The organism is Calditrichota bacterium (genome assembly GCA_013152715.1).
GTDB lineage: Bacteria > Zhuqueibacterota > Zhuqueibacteria > Thermofontimicrobiales > Thermofontimicrobiaceae > 4484-87.
This window is the reverse complement of the sequence record JAADFU010000163.1, coordinates 24,899-45,023: the sequence shown is the minus strand read 5'-3', so window position 1 is coordinate 45,023 and position 20,125 is coordinate 24,899. Positions and strand designations below refer to the sequence as shown.

Sequence of the window (20,125 nt, the reverse complement as noted above, 5' to 3'; positions counted from 1 at the left end):
AATTCATCACCAGCGAGACCATTCAGCGCGGGAAATTCGACGAAGATTTTCCCCAAAGAAGATTGCCTCTCATTAGTTTTGCTTTCTTTTGCAAAAAATAAAAGTAACTGGCTTTAGTCCATTTTGTAAGCTGCTGAAGCATGGTGTTCGTTAAAAAACCGATTGTACTAGACCTTGCAAGTGAAGTAGCCGCTTCAGCGGCTTCCTGAATACCCATACCTGAATAGTTACAAATAAAAATTATCTTCTTTTAATTTACGAATATTTTGAAAATTGTCAAGCAATTTTTTGATTTAGAAAAATATTATTTTGCTACTCAAAAAATTGCTCTTACCAAAATTGTAAAACGAAATTGATTAATTTCCATTCCCAACGAACAAAAAATCATAAACATTGCAACTATGGCAATCTGTTTCAGCGCCTCCGCCTTGCCATTCGCTCGCTTTTTTTGCTACGCAGCGGAATTCGCCGATGCCAGCGCCGCCGTGGTCATCCTGCGCGCCGACAAGAACTGCCCATTTCCAACGACCTGCGCCGGAACCCAGATATTTCTTAGGCACGGCAAAACGAATTCTTTTCCGGGCAACATCGCCGATGGGATAAGCCGCATCAGCGGGTCTGAACGCGGTGATTATTTCGCCACGGTCGTTCTCGATTTCAATTCCCCCGCCGACAAAAATGAACCGCTCCGCGGAAAACTCGTCAGGCAGAGAGTAGTTTGCGTTGCGACCGATCCGTTTTCGACCGCCAGCGGACAATTTTTGGTCAATGGCAATGGCAGCATACGTCAGTTGAAATCCATACTCCGGATGCCAGTTAGGTTGCGCCAGGTCTCTGAATTCGAGCGCAAAATAATAATTTTCGTCGTCACTAAAAACCTGAAATTTCCGCAAATCCAGAATTCCTGCCTTAAAATTGGCATTTGTCGGATATCGGTACGCGCCATTAGGTCCAAAATCGTCGTGCAAAGAATCAACTGCCTCCACGATTTTTTCGGCGCGGTCGTTGAATTTGTTCACTATTTTCCCGTTTAGCAAAGGAAAAGGCGGCGGCTGCAACGCTCGCACCTGACTGTCCGCTTCGGGAACGGCAAATTTCAGCGTCGGCAAATCCGATGACGGAAACGGTAATTTCTCCCAATCAAAATCAACCGCTTTCCTGTTAACCACGATATTTGTTGTTTTGCTTTGAATCATTCTGACAACCGCCTGTTCTCCTGGCTGCAAATGAAGTGCCAGCGAAGCACGTTTCTCTTTATCCGCGGGCAACGAAATGGCAAATTCCCAGTTGCGTGTTCCAGTGACATAATTTATTTTCAAATCCGTCGTGTCTGCGCCATTCCTCCGAAAAGAAATAAAAATATCCTGCCCCGGAAAAGGCAAGCGAAAATCGATGCTGTTGATCAATTTTGGCAGATGAGGCGCAATAGCGATTTTTCCGGCAGGGACGTCAGGTTTCACTCCGAGCAAATCCTGGTAACAATTGCGAATGAATTCCGCCAAAGACCATGCCTGCGAAATTGTCCCTGACCAACGCGGAAACTTTTCTCCCGGACGCGGCAAAGCATTCAATAATTCCGAGTAACTGCCGACGGCGCCGACGTTCAGAATTTGCCCGGCTTCGGATTTCAGCAAAGAAAACGCCAGATCGTTGTAACCAAAATTCGTCAGAGCAGAAATGACAGGCCCGGCGAGCCAGGTCCAGACGGTGCCGTTGTGGTACGCCGCATCTTTGGGGTAAAAAGCCGGTAACTGATGATAGGGATGAAAATCGGGATCGTGCTGCGAGAGCGAAGCCACGCCGTACGGATAGGTCAAACGCGTGACGACTTCTTGCAGCACGCAAATTTGCTCGTGCGGAGAAAGCAAAGGCGGCTCAGGCAGTGTTAGAGCGAAAATTTGATTCGGCCGAATTTTTTCGTCCGCTGTGCCGTCTCGATTCAAATGATCGAACAATTTTTTGTTTTTTCCATTCCAAAAATATTTTCGGAAATTGCTTCGCAGGACATTTGCAGCAGACTCCCATTGTTCCGCGTTTTCCTGGTCGCCAACCAGATCGGCAATTTTCACCGCGATCTGCAACTGCTGAAACCATAACGCCTGCACTTCCACGGCGCGATTCCCGCGCGGAGACCAGGCGCCCTGTCCGCCCTTGGCATCCATCCAGGTTTCCGCGTCTTTGTGAGTCAAAAAATTGAGCGAATCGCAATGATAACGAAACGTACCGAGAACACTCAACTTCAGCGCCGGGTACATTTTTTTCAGAAAATCCTCGTCACCGGAGTAAAGATAATATTCCCACAGCGATTTCACAAACCAGGGCGTGCCATCCGCTGTGTTGTAAATAACATCCTGTTTCGTCACTCGATTGGGAATTCTCCCCCAAAAAACAGAAGTTGAATCCTGATTTTGGTAATCAGCAAATGAGCAGAGAATTTGTTTTGCCTCTGAAAAGCGACCTGTCACCAGCGCCGCTCCGGGCAAAGAAATGAAAGTATCTCTGCCCCAGTAATTATTGAACCAGGGCAGACCCGCAAAAATGCCAACCGTTTCTTTTTGGCCTTCTGTCCGATGAATGATGAGTTGATCCAGAGAAATCAGCGCCCGGTAAAAACTCAAATTCAAGTCAGAATCATTCGTTTGAAAATAACATTTGTTGACCATCCTTCGCAGCCGCAGTCTTTGTTTCTTTAGCAAGTTTGGTATGTTATTCTTTAAATTTTTCCACCGTCTTCCGGCACTTTTCACATCGTTGGCGACAAAAATTGCTGCTCTGGCTTTTGTTCCGGGCAATTTCAGTGTGCCGAGAGGAATTCCGTCTGACACGCCAAAGTTGACGTCCTTTCGGCGATAATCAGAAAATTGAGCCCTCCCGACAATACCGACCGCCACTATTTTTCCTTTTGACTCTTCATCATCCGGAATGAAAAGAAACAAATGATTTTTCTCGTCTGTCAACGGAGACAACTTTTCGACGCCCCAAAAAACAAGTTCTATTCCCCGATGCGGAATGGAGTTGAAAGTAAGCAACAAAACATTTTCCAGATCGAGCAAAGTCAATTCTTCGGACAGGCCGCAACTATACTCGCGCACAATTCGGTCGGGAAAGACGATTATTTTTCGCGCGCTGGATCTCATTATTCGCTTGTTTCCCTTGAACAGCAAATAATCCGCCAGATATTTTTTCTCGCCAATGAAAAATCCCTGATGACCGTTGTGATTCAACTGCGCTGTTTCACCGTAAAAAAAAGCAGCCGCCCGATCCGTAAAAACAAACGGTCGTGATGGATGCGATTTCACCAAAATGGCAAGGCTATCGGGAATTTCGACCTTTGGAATTTGCGATGTCAAATTGATTGCGGCAAAAATTGGAATAAAATTAATCAAAAAGAATGGAATTTTCTTGAAAGGTAAGCCCACTGCAGAAATCGCTCCTTTTCAAAATTAACCGAAACATGGCGGGAAAGTTCGTTTTTTCTTTTTTTTGCCCATGTAATTTCTTGCCAATTCCATGAAAATACCCACATCGCGATCAAGATCAGTCTGCCCCCCGTCGAAATAGAAAATCCGAATGGGAAAATTGTCGTGCTGTCTGCTCACTTGCGGGTAAACCGTCTGACACACAATGCCGTTCATGCAGGTGAAAGGACTGATATCGACAATGCCGTCGGCGCCCTTGTGGTAAAGGTAAATCGACTTACCCACATTGAGCACCATTTCTCCCAAAGCGCCGCGCTGCGGCAAATAAGGGCTGCTGTAATTTAATACCTCGCGGACATGGCGCGGCTCTTCGTAACCGCGAAAATCATCTTTGAACGGCGCCAACAGGGAATGCTCGTCTTTTTTGAGCAAAAATGACTTTATCTGAGCGGCAAGCATCTCTTTGGAAAAAACCTTTTTCTGATACTTTAGCCGCTGAATTTGTTCGTCCGTGGTGTACCAGGCCCATTCCGATATGTCGTTCATCCAGACTTCGCCGCCGAACTCCTCAATTTTGTTCACCAGATATTCATTGCTGTACTCATTGAGCCGACAATAAATTTCCCCGACAATGCCGATCAGGGGTTTCTTTTGGCTGTAATCCGCCGGCAGCGCCCGATAACGGTCGCGAATACCGATCAGGACGGAGCGCAATTTTTGGCGGCGAGTTTTGTGCTTAAAATGCGGATCGGATAAAACCGCCGCCGCTTCTTCCAGACTACGATGAAAAAGTTCATTGGCGAGTTTTTTATTGAGCGCGTAAGGCCTGACTCTCAAATGAAGTTTGCGAATAATGTCGCCGGCCAATATCGCTAACCAGGAATTTCGCAGCAAAGCGCTGCCGCTGATGCCAAACCCCTCGTAGCCGTTGCTGCTGGTAGGAGAAATGACCAACACCTGATTCAGCAGTCCTTTGTCCTTTAAAATTTTTTTAAATAAAGCCTGATACTGGCCGAAACGACAGGGTCCGCCGGCGGTTGGCAGCAAAAATGCCGTTTTCTTTGAATCAAAATCAGAATCCTCAATCACTTTCAAAAAATTTCCCAGCGTGATCCGTTCCGGCAAACACTCGTCGCCGGTGAGATATTTTCCGCCCAATTCCAGGGTTCGCGCGTCGGAAGGCGGCGCCGGAATGGCGTTCACTCCGGCGGACTGAAATGCGGCTCCCATCAATTTTGCGCCGCTGAAACTCATGCGCGGGATGTACATGGTTCTGCCGATCAGCGGATTTCTTTTCTGTTCTTGTTCCATCTATTTAAATTCCGCTCGTAGTTATTTCCGAATGGATTATTTAGTCGTTTCTCTCAACCAGCTTTTTCGAATCGCGGACTGGAAATCCGTCTTTGGCTCCGTAGAAACAGGACGAATCTGCTGAATCTTTCTCCCCGGAACGTTGAGACTCAGCAACAAGGTAAGCCCTTCTCTGCTAACCATCAACTCGTTGCCTTTGCCGACAGTAAGGGAGTCGCGCAGCGTTTTCAGATCAATCATCTCGTCGAGCTGAAATTGGTTGACAGCGAGAATTTTGTCTCCTTTTTTTATTCCGGCGAGCGCTAGAGGCCCGGATTGATCAAAGTCGGTAATGACATTGTTCGCAACGGAAACATTTCCCAGGTCAGGAATGGTATCCGGGTGAAATTCAACGAAAATTCCCGCCTTTTCCAGCGCATCGGCAAAGGGAAGCTCAATAACGCCGTCAACGTAAAGATCGAAAAAAGTGGTAAAATCAATCGTGGCAACCGAGCTGATGATTTCTAACAAATTCAAATCCAGCGCTTGTCTGTCATTGGAAATTGACCACCTGACAATGAATTTGACGATGTCGTCCAATGATTTCTGATTTTGACTCACGGCACGGATTTTCAAATCCAAAATAGCGCAAAGCAGTTCTCCTTTCAAACGCAATAATGCAAAATTTGAAAACAATTCGTTTCCCGTACCCGACAATCGCACGGCCGAAATGGGCGTTTTATTTCCATCTTCGAGTTTCAAAAATTGATTAATCTGCTCGATGTAATGATGAATGAAATAGTCCGCTGTCCACTCCTGCGTGCGAACGAGAAAAAGCGAACTGTAATAATCGGCGACGCCGAGCCAGAACCAGAGATTTCTCAGATGGTTTGCACTATGAGTTGAATATTGAATAGACGGCCGAACTGATTGGAACCAGTGGCGAAAAAATGCGCTTCCGATCTCTTTTTGCACATTCGGGTAGAGCTCGGGTTTCAGTTGACGAGGCAAAAACATTATCGAACCGTTGCTGAATGCCTGAGACGAAACCGTCTTTTTTCTCGTTAGAAAATTAAAAATGAAAAAATAGCGATTTCTGGGAATCTCCTGCAAAAAATCCGCCTGACAACGAAATATTTTCTGACTCAATCGACTGAGCTTCTCGCTCAGAGAACCGGAAACGCTCTTATTGAACAACACAAAATGGATTTGGTTGTAATAGGTGAAATAAACCTCTTCAAAAGGCGCCAAAAATAGAGGACAGCGCGCCAATTGGTCGTAATTCAGCGCGCTGTATTCAAAATTATCTCCGGCAAATGGGAGACCCGTGGCTAATTTCCAGCCGTAAGGCACGCTCACGGCGACCTTGACCGGGAAATCTTTCAGCTCGCGAATCATCATAAATACCGCCGGATTATCGATCAGTGCATAGCTCCGATTCACATATTTCCCCAGAAACGGATTCTGCAATCTGGAAATTCGGTACGAGACAATGATGGTGTGGTTGCCGTTGGTGTAAATTAGCCAGGAATTGTCGTTCACTTTCTGAAATGTGGGTTCTTTCATTCCTTCGCCAGTCACCTCGAATTTGGAAATGCGCGACGAAACGCAGACGGGCTGAAACGCCGCTCCGCTGACGCCGGGCATGACACAAAGCAGATGATTGAGGGAATTATTTTCAATGGTAATGTTCACCGAAGCGCTCTTCCAGTTGGTTTCGTTGATTTCAAAATAATAGGTAATCGTCGGAAAAGGATTTGCTGCTGCCCGAAGTGCCACGCCAAGCGAAATCACAAATATCCACAACGCCAATCGAGAAATTTTGCGCCATTGCAATTTAAGATTCATCATCGCTTTGCCTCATTCATTAAGAGAAATTTGTAATCCACTCGATGCGATCAAACAATTTGCTCAATGGATCGCCATTGTAAATAGATGATATTGCCTCGCTTATCAAAGGAGCAACTGATAATTGAATCAACTTTTTGTGTTTGACGCCTTTGGGAATAGGAATGGTGTCCGTGATGATCAATTTGTGAATCGGGCTTTTATCAAGTTTTTTGATCAAGGCGTCTGTGATCAAACCGTGAGTCGCGCAAATATCGATTTTGTTTGCGCCGCGTGCCTTGAGCAAATCACTAATGGTAAAAATTGTCTCCCCGGTGATGATCATATCATCGACAACAAGAATGTTTTTGCCGGCGACGTCGCCGATGAGATCATGGTAATTCACCTTATCCGAATCGGTCATCCGATACTTGCTTCCCAATGCAACCGGCGCCTTTAATTGCCGGGAGAAGTTGTTCGCCATCTTTGCCGCGCCAAAGTCCGGAGCGACAATTATCAGGTCTTTCATCGGAAACTGACTCAGATAGTCGATAAAAATGGGCATAGCGTAAAGATTATCCACGGGAATATGAAAAAATCCCTGAATTTGCGGAGGTTGCAAGTCCACAGTCAATACGCGATCCGCACCGATCGCTTCGACAATCTCGGAAACCACCTTGGCGCGAATGGAGACGCGGGGCTCGTCTTTTTTGTCGCCTTTGGTGTAAGGAAAAAATGGTGAAACTACGGTAATCGACGCGGCGCTGGATCGGCGAAAAGTGTCGATGAAAAACAGTGTTTCCATAATCAAATCATTCACCGGTTGTATGCCCGATTGGATAAAAAACACCTCTTTGCGGCGAACCGTCTCCAGTAATTTCACGTAAACATTGCCTTCTTTAAATTTGTAAATTTGAGCGCGCCCCAGCGGCTTGCTCATTAAATTACAAATTTTTTGAGCTAATTCCGGATTCGCGCTTCCGGAAAATATTTTCATTTCACCCGCCATTTTCTCTCCAAGTTTTATTTATGAGCCGCTCAATTTTTCGCCGATAGAATTTTACGGCAAAACTAAAGACAAGCAATCACCGTGCCGAAAAACACAGCCAAAAACCCGCCCAAACAACACGAAATTCCAGGCATGCATCTTTCGCTCAGCATTGCGCCTTTCGTTAACCCGATTGTTGATTCTTGTTATTTCTTTTGTAAAAATATCCTAATGTGTATCCAAAAGCCAAAAACCCACACAAAGAATAAAGCAACCAAAACAATTGATCTTTGTTATCGATGGATCCATAAATTAACGGATGAGATATATTCCACAAGGAAATAACAAGCCAGAAAAAGAATCCATATTTTAAACCGGACAAGCCGCCAGTCACTCTTTTGGAGATGGGCAAACGTTCATAAAAAAATGTGAATAGAACGCCAAAAAATATTCCGATTAATAATTTTGTCCAAATAAAGTACCAAGCATTCAACTGTTCAGGTTCAAATTTACCTGGAGGAGCAAACTGCGGTCCATAGATTATTCTGGAAAAAATCGCGCCTGCAATGAAAAGAGTAATTCCCATGATAAGTCCTGAAATTATTCCGGCCTTGATAGCTTTTCCCATTTCCATTTTTTATGTCCTCCTAATTTTGATTTGTCACCCTGATAATTCACATTTTATCTTAAATTGCTCTCTATTTTCATGCTATCAGCGTTAAACAAAAAATTTGCTTTATCAAAACTTGGTGGGCCAAACAATGCTTTAATGTTACTTGAGAAACCGTAACTTTCCGTAGGGATTTCGACAAAGTTGGCGTCAATTTCGTTATCGCTGTCTTCATCATGAAAAGCTTTGATGGCATAATCCCGATCGGGGCCACATTGACATCCTTTTTCGCTATTTTAAAACGCCGAATTTCTTTCCCGACTCAGTGAATGCTTCAATGGCGCGATCCAGATGTTCGCGCTCGTGCGCCGCGGAAATTTGCACGCGAATTCTCGCCAGGCCTTTAGGTACTACCGGAAAAGAAAATCCAATGACGTAAATACCGCGATCGAGCAAGTCTTTTGCCATCCCCTGCGCCAACTTGGCGTCGTAAAGCATGATCGGCACAATGGGAGTGACGCCCGGCTTAATGTCAAAACCGGCGTCAGTCATTTTTTCGCGGAAATATTTGGTGTTTTCCTCTAATTTGTCGCGCAATTGCGTCGTATTGGATAATTCATCCAGAATGCCCAGGGTTGCGCCCACGATCATCGGAGCCAGCGCATTGGAAAAAAGATAGGGTCGGCTTCGCTGGCGCAGCATGGTCACAATTTCCTGGCGCGCGCTGGTGCAGCCGCCGGACGCGCCGCCGAGGGCTTTGCCGAAGGTCGTGGTAATCACATCGATCCGTCCCTGGACGCCGAAATGTTCCGGTGTTCCGCGGCCTGTTTTGCCGATGAATCCCGTGGCATGACTATCGTCGACCATGACGAGAGAATCGTATTTATCCGCCAAATCGCAGATTTCGTCCAACTTTGCCATGTCTCCGTCCATGGAAAAAACGCCGTCCGTGGCAATAATTTTGTAGCGGACATTCTGTTTGTCGGCTTCCTTCAACTGCGTCTCCAAATCATTCATGTCCGCGTGCTGAAAGCGAAACCGTTTTGCTTTGCAAAGACGAACCCCGTCGATGATCGACGCATGATTAAGCGCGTCGCTGATTATCGCATCTTGTTCTCCAAACAGCGCTTCAAAAAGCCCGCCGTTGGCGTCAAAACAGGAGCTGTAAAGAATGGCGTCTTCCATGCCCAGAAATTCCGCGATTTTTTCCTCCAGCTCCCGATGAATGTCCTGAGTGCCGCAGATGAAACGCACAGAACTCATGCCGTAGCCGCGCTCGTCCAAAATTTTCATGGCGCGATCTAGCATTTTCTGGTTGCTGGAAAGTCCCAGATAATTATTCGCGCAAAAATTGAGCACTTTCGTACCGTCGACAAGAGAAATATCCGCACCCTGGGGGCTGGCGATGATGCGTTCGTCTTTGAACAAACCGTCGGCGCGGATTTGGGCTAACTCTTTTTGTAAATCCTGTTTAATTTTTCCGTACATAAGCTCATCCTTTCAGTTTCATCTTGTGTTTTGATGAACTATTTTTTCGAGTGCAAAATTTCAAATCACTAATTTTTCAGTGCGTTTTCTTCTCCAAAACAACCATCGCAATCGCTGAATCGTCGCTGTGAGAAAGCGACACATGCACCCGGCTCACGCTGAGCACATGCAGCATTTGCTTGCATTTTCCGTAGGAATGAATCTCCGGTTTGCCCATGCCGTCGTTTCGGACTTCAATGTCCTGCCAGGTAATCCCGTTACGCAGACCGATGCCAATCGCTTTTACAGTCGCTTCTTTTGCCGCGAACCGAGCCGCTAATTTTTCAAATTGATTCGCTTTTCCCAAACAGTCTTCCAACTCTTTCGAGGTGAAAACCCGCTTCAAAAAGCGATCTCCGAAACGCTCGATGGATATTTTGAGGCGCGAAACATTGACAATGTCCACACCAATTCCGATAATCATGCTTGTCTCATATCAAATTTTGTAAGTATTAAGCCACAAAGGCTCGAAGACTCCAGGTTTAAATTAGTAACAAATTTTAAAACTTGCAACATGCAACACAACAAACCCGAGACTCACGACTCGAACCCGGAACGAAAAATCACTCCACATGCATCACAATTTTGCCACACTTTCCGGCTTGCATCAAATCAAATCCTTGTTGAAATTCATCCAATTTAATCTGATGCGTGATCGCCGGGCTTAAATCCAGCCGGCCTGATTTCAGAAAATTGCCGATTTTGTACCAGGTCGAAAACATCCGGCGGCCCGTGATGCCGTAAACTCGTATCCCTTTGAAAATAATTAAATTATTCAAATCCCAATTCACAGGATGGTTAAAAACGCCGAGAATCGACAACCTTCCGCCCGGCGACAATGTCCGACACGCCTGAATCAGCGCTGATTCGTTGCCGGACATTTCCAGCGCCACGTCCACGCCCTCGCCATTGGTGGCATTTAAAATCTCGGCAACTACGTCTTGCTTCTTCGGGTTAAGCGTCACGTCGGCGCCCATTTTTTGAGCCAGACCAAGACGATAATCATTAATGTCTGTGACGTAAATTTCCGTCGCGCCGGAGGCTCGCGCCACACCGACTGCCAGAATCCCGATGGGGCCAGCGCCGGTAATCACTATTTTTTTGCCGGCGACATCTTCGCTCAAAACCGTGTCCACCGCATTGCCCAACGGCTCTTGCACAGAAGCAAATTCCGGCGGGATGGAAGGATCGTTTTTCCAGGCGACAATTTGCGGGATCACAATGTATTCGGCGAAAGCGCCGTTCGTGTCCACGCCTAAAATTTTCAAATTACTGCAAATGTGCGGATTTCCGGTGCGACAGGGTTTGCAATAGCCGCAGGGAATGTGAGTCTCTGCAGAAATAAAATCACCAATTTTTACGGCATTGACCCCTTCGCCGAGTTCCACAACTTCGCCCGCTAATTCATGTCCCATGGTCTGAGGCGGTTTCACGTGTTGTTCGGCCCAGGAATTCCATTCGTAAATATGCATATCTGATCCGCAAATGGAAGCGGTTTTTACTTTTACTAAAATTTCTCCAAATCCAGGTTTCGGAATAGGTACTGTTCGCATCTCAGCGCCGACTCCTGGCTTCGCTTTCACAATAGCTTTCATCGTGCTGCCACCGGGCATAGTTCATCTCCTCTATTCATCATTTTGCTGAGAAAGTTATTTAAATATTTTAAAAAGTCCCTAAACAAAAAAGCCTTAATTTTCAGCATAAAAATTAAGGCAAATATATCATTTTTCCGACTTGTGTCGAGGTCATTGTCTCGTTTGTTCGCAAAATGTAAAAATAAACACCCGCCGCCACAGTTTGATGGCGCCAATTTTTCGCGTCCCATTGCAAACGATGTTTGCCAGCGGGAAGAATTCCCAAATCATCGTTGCGCACAATTTTTCCCTGCACATTGTAAATGATAAAATGAATACGGCTCTCCTTGGAAATCTGAAAGCGAACGATGGTATGACTATTAAACGGATTGGGATAATTTTGTTCCAGCCAAAACTTTTTTGGTAACTCAATAGATTGTTTTTCATTGACTTGCGTCAATGAAGCGCTTCCGCCGGCTGCGTGATAACGAGCGGCAAATTCTTGCAAATATTGGTTGGCAATTTTTTCATCGTGGATGATCAGCGTATTTTCATCATTTTTTGTTTCAGCGCTCGTTGACCAATTTTGCGAGCCGGTAATCACGACCGGATCATATTCAGCGTGGTTGGCGTCGATGATCATGTACTTGTGATGCAGAACACCGTATTCGGCATCGAGCCGGACATCTGCCGCAGGATTCCAGCCATTATCTCCGGAGCCGCTCATGGGATAGTATTGGCTGGACTGATCTTGGCCGCTATCAAAAACACCGCGGAGGTAAAATGTCGGCCGCGCTAAAACTCGCTCATGCATGGCGTCCTGCACGTCGTATCTGGTGAACGCTAAAATTGAAAAATAAATTTCCCGATCTGCATGTTCAATTTCTTCGATGATTTGCGACGTCGCCCCGTCTGTCGGGCACATGTACAATTCCACGCGTCTGCCGCCAATATTGAAATGATGCGGCAAATTGTCCGTCTTGTTGGCGCCAAAGCGGGAAACTGCGCTGTTCGGAGTATCGGTATTTGAACCCCACATTTCTTCAAACTCCAGCGTGTAAGCCTTTGCCAACGATTGATCTCGGATTTCGAGCGCATTCTGAAATGCATTTACGCCCAATTCCGAATAGTCAGTAAAATTCACAGAGCCGGTCCAGACCCAATCATCCGCAGCCGAGCTATTGTCGCGAGCGTCAAAAACAGCGAATTTATTGTGTTGAATTCCCCAACTGCCCAATTCACTAAAACTCTGGTCAATCACCTGAATTCCGGCAGAGCGCAGTTTGGTAATTTGCGTCTGGTAGGCATGATCCGCGTCATTGATAAAACGAATTTTCACACCGCGATTTTTGGCGTCAATAATAGCGTTTGCCACGTTGTACAAATCCCAAGAATAAATGCAGACATCAATGGAATACTGCGCTGCGTTCACCCGATCAATGAATTTCTGCGCCAGGTCTTGATTTCCTTGCGCTTCATTGCCAGACATTGCCAGCGAATGATCTACTGAATGGTTGAAATAAACATTAATTTCGCCCGTGGAAGACGGATCTGAGGCAGTCATGGCAAACAGATCGCCGGAATAGTTAGCCCCAGTCTCATTTGCCGAGCCGACGCGAATGTGGTACAAAGTCGCCGGAGTGAGATTGTTCAAATAAATTGCGTGACCTGTTCCTACTTCCGAAAAAGTTAACGTGTCAATCTCAAATTGATTTGTTAAACCGTACATCAGAATAGAGTTGGCCGCCACGTCTGTTCCCCAGGAAATTTCGAGGGCGTAAGGTTCAATCTTTGTTATCTCAGGGCCCTGAATAATTTTAGGGCCGGACAGAAAAATGATATCTTCCAAAAAGCGCGGCATCACTTGATAGCCGTCGGTGTACGGCGCTGAGAAATCATACTGAGAAACAACGCCGATGACGTCAAAGGAGCCGCTCGGAGAATTTGTATTGGCTATGGCGCAATCTTTGTCAATGCGAATCTCGCAACTGCCAGTGGCATCTGTTAGCGTGTAATTCGTGCCGGAACCGGAAACCGCCCAGGAATCCGTATCAACAATGACGCCGTTAATGCGAATGAGCCGTCCCTCGAGCGTCTCGACACCATTGGCGCCTTCGTCCGCGATCATTTTGCAAGTAACAATTTCTGGCGTAACAGCAGGGCTACCCGGAACATGCTCGTCGATCACAACTGATTTCAATTCCGTCAATCCTTTGTACTGATCAACAGTGCCGGTTACAGTAACCAAATCGCCGACGTTCACCGCTTTTGCAAAGGCATCGTCGTAAATCGCCACGCCGCCCGTTTCATCTTCTACGTAGGAACTCACGCCAAATTGTGCTGCAACTGTTACTTCTCCTCGAATGGAAACGGTCTGGCCCAACAGAGTCGGCACGCCGTCGCTGTCATTTTGATGTAACTGGCTAATAGGAATTGTATCCGCAAACAAAGCTCCGGTGAAGAAAACCGCAGCTAACATTATTAATGTGACATTCTTATTCAAAAAATTTCCTTTCGCTGTATTTTTTTCCGTAATGGAATGATTTTTGTCCCTGCACCATTCGGCTCGTCCATTGTGGGGTTATGCATTTGAAGCATTCATACATAAATTTAGTTCGACGCTGGTTCAGGCAATTTGATTTCCGAAAAGCAAGATAATAATATAAAAATAATTACATTTAGTGTCAAGCTTTAATTGGAAAAGTTATGGAAAAATTAATTTTTGCATAAGAAAATTTTGAGAAACCGCCCGCTTGCTTTCAATCTATTTTGTATTTCAAGGCTCGCTGAAATTTTTTTTACTCCGGGTTTTGGAGGTGAGCTTTTTAATCATAACAATTGCGAAAGTCACGAAGCTAAAATCCTTACGAATTAAATCCGAAATTATTTGAAGAAATTAGATCGCAGACTATTTGAGACCGATTGTTGTCGGAAAATGAGCAAAAGAATCCAATTGTACGACACAAAATTTTCACTTGGAATAAAAATTACTTGCATTCCATCTTTTTTTCATATAAATTAGAACGAAATAGCTTTTACGGCGTCTAATTATTTGCATTTAAACCGAGAATTTCAACCAAGCGAATTTTGAGTAAAATGCGACGACTTGGAATTTTAATCATTTTTTTATTAGTCATCACGACTCAGGGATTCAGTCAGTATTATTTCGGCAGGAACAAGGTGATTTACAACAATTTCACCTGGTACATCCTGAAAACCGAGCATTTCGATATTTACTACTACCCTGAGATGAGAGAGTTGGCGGAGATTGGCGCGGCTGCGGCAGAAGAAGCTTACCGCGTGCTGGAAGACAAATTCAACCACAGCATTGATCGCCGCATTCCGTTGATTTTTTATTCCAACCACATTCATTTTCAACAGACAAACACGACGCCGTCCATTTTGCCCGAGGGCGTGGGCGGATTTTTCGAATTCATCAAAGGCCGCGTCGTCATTCCGGCGAACGGTTCCATTCCCGAATTCAAACGCGTCATCCGGCACGAGTTGGTTCATGTCTTCACTCACAGCCTCCACTACCGTATTTTGAAAGATCACCACAGAACGCATTTTCCCGCACTACCGCTGTGGTTCGTCGAAGGATTGGCAGAATACTGGTCCATCGGCTGGGACGATAAAGCCGAAATGTTCATCAAAGACGCGGTGCTGCACAATTATCTCGTTCCGCTGGAATCGATGTATCAAATTTACGGCACATTTTTAATGTACAAAGAAGGGCAGGCAATACTCAAATATATCGCCGATCAATACGGCGAAGAAAAAATTATTCAACTCATCCGCAATGCCTGGAAAGAAGAGCATTTTTCCAATGTGCTGCAATTGACCATTCAAAAAAATTATCAGCAATTTGACAAAGAATGGCTCTACTATCTGAAAAAAAAGTACTATCCGATCTTGGCCCATCGCGATTTTCCGGAGATGGTCAGCCAAAAAATCACCTTCAATGGCATCAACACGAAACCAGCTTTTTTTCGTAATAACAATGAGCCGGCGCTGGCGTTTGTTTCCAATCGCTCCGGCTATTCCAATATTTACCAGATGCCATTCCCTGATCCCTCAAAGCAATCGAGAGAGAAAGAGCAAAATATCGACATCGTTGTCAGAGGCGAACGCACGGCAGATTTTGAATCTTTTCATATTTTGAACAGCAAAATTGATGTGAACTCGCGCGGCGAACTGTGTTTTGTTTCCAAGAGCGGGGCGACCGATGCGCTGTACATTTATGACATTAATTCGCGGCGCAAGGAAAAGAAATTCCGCTTCGATAAAATAGTGACCCTGTTTTCGCCGTCGTGGTCGCCTGACAATCAATTTCTCGCTTTCACCGGCATTGATTTTTCCGGCAAATGCGATCTTTTTCAGTTGAATCTGAAAAGCGGCGAACTGACGCGACTGACAAACGACTATTTCAGCGATAGAGATCCGGTCTGGGACGCTACAGGAGAATTTATTTTTTTTAGCTCTGACAGAACTTCTTTCGGAAATAAAAATTATTACAACCTGTTTGCCTTGCAAGTTTCCACCGGAGAAATTTATCACTTGACTTACGGTGCGCACAATGACTACGCTCCCGCTGTTTCGCCGGACAACAAATTTCTCGCGTTCACCTCGGACAGAGACGGCGCGCTGAACATCTGGGTCGTCAAAAATGGTCTGCCTCAAAGCGAGCCCTTACTGGCCTCGCGGAATACAAATGTTACCGGCAATTTGCTGCCGCCATTTTCGTTGATTCATTCCAAATCTGAAATTCGAAAAATTACTAATTTCACCACTGGCGCACAGGACCCGGACTGGACGGATGATAACAGACTTCTTTTCACGGCATTCGAAAACTTTTCTTTTCAAATTCAGCTTCTGGACAATATCCCGGCGCGCTACGACAGCAGTAAAATTGCGATGGAAGATTCCATTGCCACAAAAATTACCACCCCCTATTTCGACAAAATCATCGCCCACAGCACGGTCACGACGGTCAGATACAAGCCAAAATTTAATCTCGACGTAGCGCAAAGCGCGGTCACGCAAGACCCGATGTTTGGCACTTCCGGCGGCGCACAATTAGCAATCAGCGACATGCTCGGGAACTATCAGTACCACTTTTTAGTATTTAATAACGCTCAGACGCGATCTGAATTTCTGGAAAGTTTCAACGTCGCTATTTCCCGACTCGACCTTTCTCATCGTACGAATTACGCCGTTGGGCTCTATCATTTCGCCGGGCGATATTTTAACTGGTACGACGGCTTTTTCTACGAAAGATGGTACGGCGGATTCGGTTCCGTGAGTTATCCGTTATCAACTTTTGAGCGCATTGAAGGGAACATTAATTTCCGCCAGTCTTATAAAGAATGGTACGGCACGAATTACAGCCGAAGCGCGCTGCTACTGTCCAATTTTATCGGCTACGTCAAAGATAATTCTCTGTGGGGACCGACAGGCCCGCTGGATGGCGAACGAATTAACGTGACCATCGGAAATACAACGGACGTGCGGCACTCAAACGTCAATTTTTACACCATTATTTTTGACGCGCGTAAATATTTTCGGCTGTCGCGGCAATCGGCATTCGCTTTTCGGGCGATGACGCGCTACAATCACGGCAAAGAAGCGCTCCCCTTTTACATGGGCGGCAGTTGGGATTTGCGCGGTTATCGTCGCTGGTCGCTGTGGGGCAAAAAAATATTTCTGATTAATAATGAATTACGCTTTCCGTTCATTGATCGTTTTCTGATTAAATTTCCCTTTGGCGGCATGACTTTCAGCGCTATTCGCGGCGCCGCCTTTGTGGATTTGGGAAACGCCTGGAACGACCATCTGGACAATGTGCTCGGAAGCGCGGGTTTGGGCGTTCGGTTTCGATTGGGCGGCGTGCTTGTGTTGCGATTTGATTTCGGAAAAAAGTTTAACTTTAGCGATATCAATCATCTGCTCGACGCGGACAAATTTGATATTCAGTCCGGCTATTTTAAGCAATTCTTCTTTGGTTGGGATTTCTGATTTCATAACACCCGAAGAGAAATTGGAGAACTTCTATTTGAAAATTCGTCTCTTGGCTTTGTCAATTATCGTCATTCTCCTCAACTGCGCAAAAATTCAACTTCAACAGCGGCCTGTTGTCATTGACGACATTCCCAATTGGACAATATGGGGCGGAAATAGCGCTCGCACCCATGTCTATCCGGGAAAATTTTCTCTGCCGCTGGAACTTGTGGAACGCGTTAGCGCTTCTTCTGCGGTGGGAAAAACTTTACTGGCGGCGGACGGTCTTTTATTTTTCACAACGCTGGACGGTAACGTCTATGTTTACGATTTGATCAAAAAAAAGGAAGCAGGTCACAAAAACATGGAACTGCACTCCACACTCGCGGTGCAGGATTCTGTCTTGATCATTGCCCGACGTTACGGAGACGATACGCTCTTTGGTTACAATTTAACTGCCGGAAAAATTTTCTGGCACATTAATGCCGGCGACATCGACTCGGAGCCGCTCATTTCTGACAATGAAATTATCGTGACTGCCCTTTACAAACATATTGATAAATATCAACTTATGTCTGGCGAGCGAATCTGGAAGACAGACCTTCCCAAGCAGATTCATTCGTCGCCGGCCTCGGACGGAAAATTGATCTTCTTTGGCTGCGACGACAATCAGGTTTACGCGATTAACGACGATAACGGTGAAATCGTTTGGAAATTTGCGACGAACGGCGCTGTTCAGGGCGCCGGGGCAGTGCTCGACAGCACGGTTTTCATCGGCTCTACAGATGATTTTTTCTACGCTCTCGACGCCAGAGACGGAAAATTACGCTGGAAATTTGAAACCGGCGGACAAATTCTGAACAGCCCTGCGCTCGTAAAATCAGCAGTTATTTTTGGTTCAACAGATGAAAAGCTTTATTGTCTAAATCCTGAAAACGGAACGCTTCGCTGGACTTTTCACGCCGGAAGCGTCATTAGCACGACGCCGCTGATTTGCGGCCAACTGGTATTTTTTGGCTCTCTGGACCATTATCTTTACGCGCTGGACATAAAAACCGGAGAGGAACTCTGGAAATTTCAAACCAAAGGCAGAATTCGCACCGATCCGATTATCTGGGGAAAATATCTTATTTGCGCTTCCGAAGACCACGACATTTTCATTTTTCAAAGCAAAGAAATGGAATGAAATTTAGCGCCATTTTGACAATCTTTTTCATTTCGGCGACCCTGATCTTAAACGCGGCAAACGGGCAGACGAAGCGGAGCGTTCGAACGGGATTTGTCCGCATCCAGACTGAACGCGACAGCGTCGAAATCTTGCTTGACGACAAAAAGGTGGGGACAACACCGCTGCCTCCTTTTTTAGCGACAGTCGGAAAACACTCTGTGACAGCGCTGAATCCGCAACGCTATCTCTGGGGGCAATTTGATTGGCGTCGTGAAATTTACGTTGCTCCGGCGGAAACTTTGACCGTGCGCCCCAAATTCGTTGAAATCATTGTTTTTCGCAGCCAGCCGGATGGCGCACAAGTGTACGCAAATGACAAATTGATCGGAGAGACGCCAATTTATTTCATCAAAAAGGTCGCTGCGGGAACTGAGTTTACCATTCGCAAAACTAATTATTATCCTGAAACCGTGACCTTCAATGGCAAATATCCGGCGTTTTTCAACATTCAACTCTCGCGAAATGAAAAAGAATTCCAGCGGCAGCAACTCATGCTGCATTTGCAAAAAAGAAGACAATCTCACTATCGGAAAGCAACGTATGGATTGTGGGCGCTTTCGGCGTTTTCAGGATTGAGTTCCATTTACTTTAAACAACAAGCAAACAAAAACTATCACAATTATCTGGGAAGTTCTTCTTTAAATAAAATGAATCGATACTTTGACAATTCATTAAAATACGATAACGATTCCAACATTGCGCTCGGCGTGTTTCAGGGATGTTTTCTACTTTCATTTTACATGCTTTACCAATCTTATCATTAGAATTTTGCAACAATTATCAAAGGACGGACTTGCCTGAAATTATCTTATCAAAAAGTTTGACAAGGGAAAAGACACTAACAATCTGGATGACCGATCAAAATTCAACGAATGCGGCGGTTACTCGCCAAAATGGATTTCAGCGCCACAAACTTCAACACGTGAATAAACACGCGCGCCTTTTCGAATCGGGCTTTGGCCAAAATAGTCTAAATAAACCCCAAAGCCTTAAGGCGAACTATTATGCAGCCGTATTAAAAGTTAATAATATTTCCAAAGCAAATCATCTGTGAAATAATTTTTTTCTTTCGATCGTGCTGAACGCAGATACATCGCTTTTTTAACTGAATTGTTTAATTCAATGACTAAAAAATCCTTGAAAGGAGAAGCGACATGAATCACAATGTTGGTCTCTGGGTGGATCACGGCAGGGCTTTCATCGTAAATTTGAAACCGGACGGCGAAGTCGATACAAAAATTGTCGAGTCCGAAGTCGAGCCGCTCATTAAATCCACCGGAGGGGTAGGAACGAGAACTCCCTACAGCAAAGGGGGCGTCTCCCCGGAAAAATCAAAGCTACGACGCCAGCATCAAATTAAAGAATTTTATGACCAAGTGATTAAACAAATTTCCAAGGCGGCAAAAATTTATTTATTCGGGCCGGGGTCAGCAAAAAAGGAATTGAATCATGAAATTCAGGGAATCGTCGCGCTGGCGCCCAAAGTGCTTGCTGTTGAACCTGCCGACAAAATGACCCAAGCCCAAATTATTGCCAAAGTGAGAAATTTTTATAAATTAAAAAAATAGAATAGTGACAGCCGCGTTGCCAGGTTGCCCAGTTTTTCGGTCATGAAGTATTGATCGCAGCATCGTCCCCGAAAATGGCGGACATTCAACGTGTATT

General features: G+C 45.4%; 14 protein-coding genes. 4 read left to right on the top strand and 10 right to left on the bottom strand.

The features are described 5' to 3' along the window. Positions 1–356: 356 nt before the first annotated feature. From GXO74_12400 to GXO74_12355, 10 genes are all read right to left on the bottom strand, one after another. Entirely contained in the window at positions 357–3,419 is a 3,063-nt protein-coding gene (locus tag GXO74_12400; GenBank protein NOZ62469.1) for a hypothetical protein, read from the bottom strand. Positions 3,420–3,443: 24 nt separating this feature from the next. Then, on the bottom strand, positions 3,444–4,730 hold the full coding sequence (locus GXO74_12395; GenBank protein NOZ62468.1) for a hypothetical protein: 1,287 nt from the start codon (positions 4,728–4,730) through the stop codon (positions 3,444–3,446). Positions 4,731–4,766: 36 nt separating this feature from the next. Then, the gene (locus GXO74_12390) at positions 4,767–6,560 is read right to left on the bottom strand and encodes a hypothetical protein (protein ID NOZ62467.1); all 1,794 of its coding nucleotides are present in this window, start codon (positions 6,558–6,560) and stop codon (positions 4,767–4,769) included. 16 nt (positions 6,561–6,576) lie between these two features. Beyond that, positions 6,577–7,545, bottom strand: a complete 969-nt coding sequence (locus GXO74_12385; GenBank protein NOZ62466.1) for a ribose-phosphate pyrophosphokinase — start codon at positions 7,543–7,545, stop codon at positions 6,577–6,579. A gap of 163 nt (positions 7,546–7,708) precedes the next feature. After that, positions 7,709–8,158: a hypothetical protein gene (locus tag GXO74_12380; protein NOZ62465.1), complete on the bottom strand. Its 450-nt coding sequence runs from the start codon at positions 8,156–8,158 to the stop codon at positions 7,709–7,711. Positions 8,159–8,205: 47 nt separating this feature from the next. Further along, complete coding sequence (locus GXO74_12375) at positions 8,206–8,385, bottom strand: DUF2141 domain-containing protein (protein NOZ62464.1); 180 nt, start codon at positions 8,383–8,385, stop codon at positions 8,206–8,208. A 40-nt stretch (positions 8,386–8,425) separates the two neighbouring features. Then, positions 8,426–9,622, bottom strand: coding sequence for a glycine C-acetyltransferase (gene kbl, locus GXO74_12370; protein ID NOZ62463.1), 1,197 nt, complete (start codon positions 9,620–9,622; stop codon positions 8,426–8,428). A 76-nt stretch (positions 9,623–9,698) separates the two neighbouring features. Further along, the gene (locus tag GXO74_12365) at positions 9,699–10,085 is read right to left on the bottom strand and encodes a holo-ACP synthase (protein ID NOZ62462.1); all 387 of its coding nucleotides are present in this window, start codon (positions 10,083–10,085) and stop codon (positions 9,699–9,701) included. 139 nt (positions 10,086–10,224) lie between these two features. Further along, complete coding sequence (gene tdh / locus GXO74_12360; protein NOZ62461.1) at positions 10,225–11,256, bottom strand: L-threonine 3-dehydrogenase; 1,032 nt, start codon at positions 11,254–11,256, stop codon at positions 10,225–10,227. Positions 11,257–11,368: 112 nt separating this feature from the next. Further along, positions 11,369–13,738, bottom strand: a complete 2,370-nt coding sequence (locus GXO74_12355; GenBank protein ID NOZ62460.1) for a T9SS type A sorting domain-containing protein — start codon at positions 13,736–13,738, stop codon at positions 11,369–11,371. A gap of 593 nt (positions 13,739–14,331) precedes the next feature. On the opposite strand from GXO74_12355, the gene GXO74_12350 reads away from it, so the two are divergent. From GXO74_12350 to GXO74_12335, 4 genes are all read left to right on the top strand, one after another. Beyond that, positions 14,332–17,250, top strand: coding sequence for a hypothetical protein (locus GXO74_12350; protein ID NOZ62459.1), 2,919 nt, complete (start codon positions 14,332–14,334; stop codon positions 17,248–17,250). A gap of 37 nt (positions 17,251–17,287) precedes the next feature. Further along, entirely contained in the window at positions 17,288–18,418 is a 1,131-nt protein-coding gene (locus GXO74_12345) for a PQQ-binding-like beta-propeller repeat protein (protein ID NOZ62458.1), read from the top strand. After that, on the top strand, positions 18,415–19,224 hold the full coding sequence (locus GXO74_12340; protein NOZ62457.1) for a hypothetical protein: 810 nt from the start codon (positions 18,415–18,417) through the stop codon (positions 19,222–19,224). The genes GXO74_12345 and GXO74_12340 overlap by 4 nt, the downstream gene beginning before the upstream one ends. 390 nt (positions 19,225–19,614) lie before the next feature. Beyond that, positions 19,615–20,028 carry a hypothetical protein gene (locus GXO74_12335; GenBank protein ID NOZ62456.1) on the top strand — a complete coding sequence of 138 codons (414 nt, stop codon included), beginning with the start codon at positions 19,615–19,617 and terminating at the stop codon, positions 20,026–20,028. Positions 20,029–20,125 lie beyond the last annotated feature (97 nt).

Excerpts from the sequence above, each read along its gene's own strand:
- GXO74_12380 (NOZ62465.1), bottom strand. The coding sequence starts at position 8,158 with ATGGAAATGGGAAAAGCTATCAAGGCCGGAATAATTTCAGGACTTATC.
- GXO74_12340 (NOZ62457.1), top strand. The coding sequence starts at position 18,415 with ATGAAATTTAGCGCCATTTTGACAATCTTTTTCATTTCGGCGACCCTG.
- GXO74_12335 (NOZ62456.1), top strand. The coding sequence starts at position 19,615 with ATGAATCACAATGTTGGTCTCTGGGTGGATCACGGCAGGGCTTTCATC.
- GXO74_12350 (NOZ62459.1), top strand. The coding sequence starts at position 14,332 with ATGCGACGACTTGGAATTTTAATCATTTTTTTATTAGTCATCACGACT.
- GXO74_12385 (NOZ62466.1), bottom strand. The coding sequence starts at position 7,545 with ATGGCGGGTGAAATGAAAATATTTTCCGGAAGCGCGAATCCGGAATTA.
- GXO74_12365 (NOZ62462.1), bottom strand. The coding sequence starts at position 10,085 with ATGATTATCGGAATTGGTGTGGACATTGTCAATGTTTCGCGCCTCAAA.
- GXO74_12390 (NOZ62467.1), bottom strand. The coding sequence starts at position 6,560 with ATGATGAATCTTAAATTGCAATGGCGCAAAATTTCTCGATTGGCGTTG.
- kbl (NOZ62463.1), bottom strand. The coding sequence starts at position 9,622 with ATGTACGGAAAAATTAAACAGGATTTACAAAAAGAGTTAGCCCAAATC.
- GXO74_12395 (NOZ62468.1), bottom strand. The coding sequence starts at position 4,730 with ATGGAACAAGAACAGAAAAGAAATCCGCTGATCGGCAGAACCATGTAC.
- tdh (NOZ62461.1), bottom strand. The coding sequence starts at position 11,256 with ATGAAAGCTATTGTGAAAGCGAAGCCAGGAGTCGGCGCTGAGATGCGA.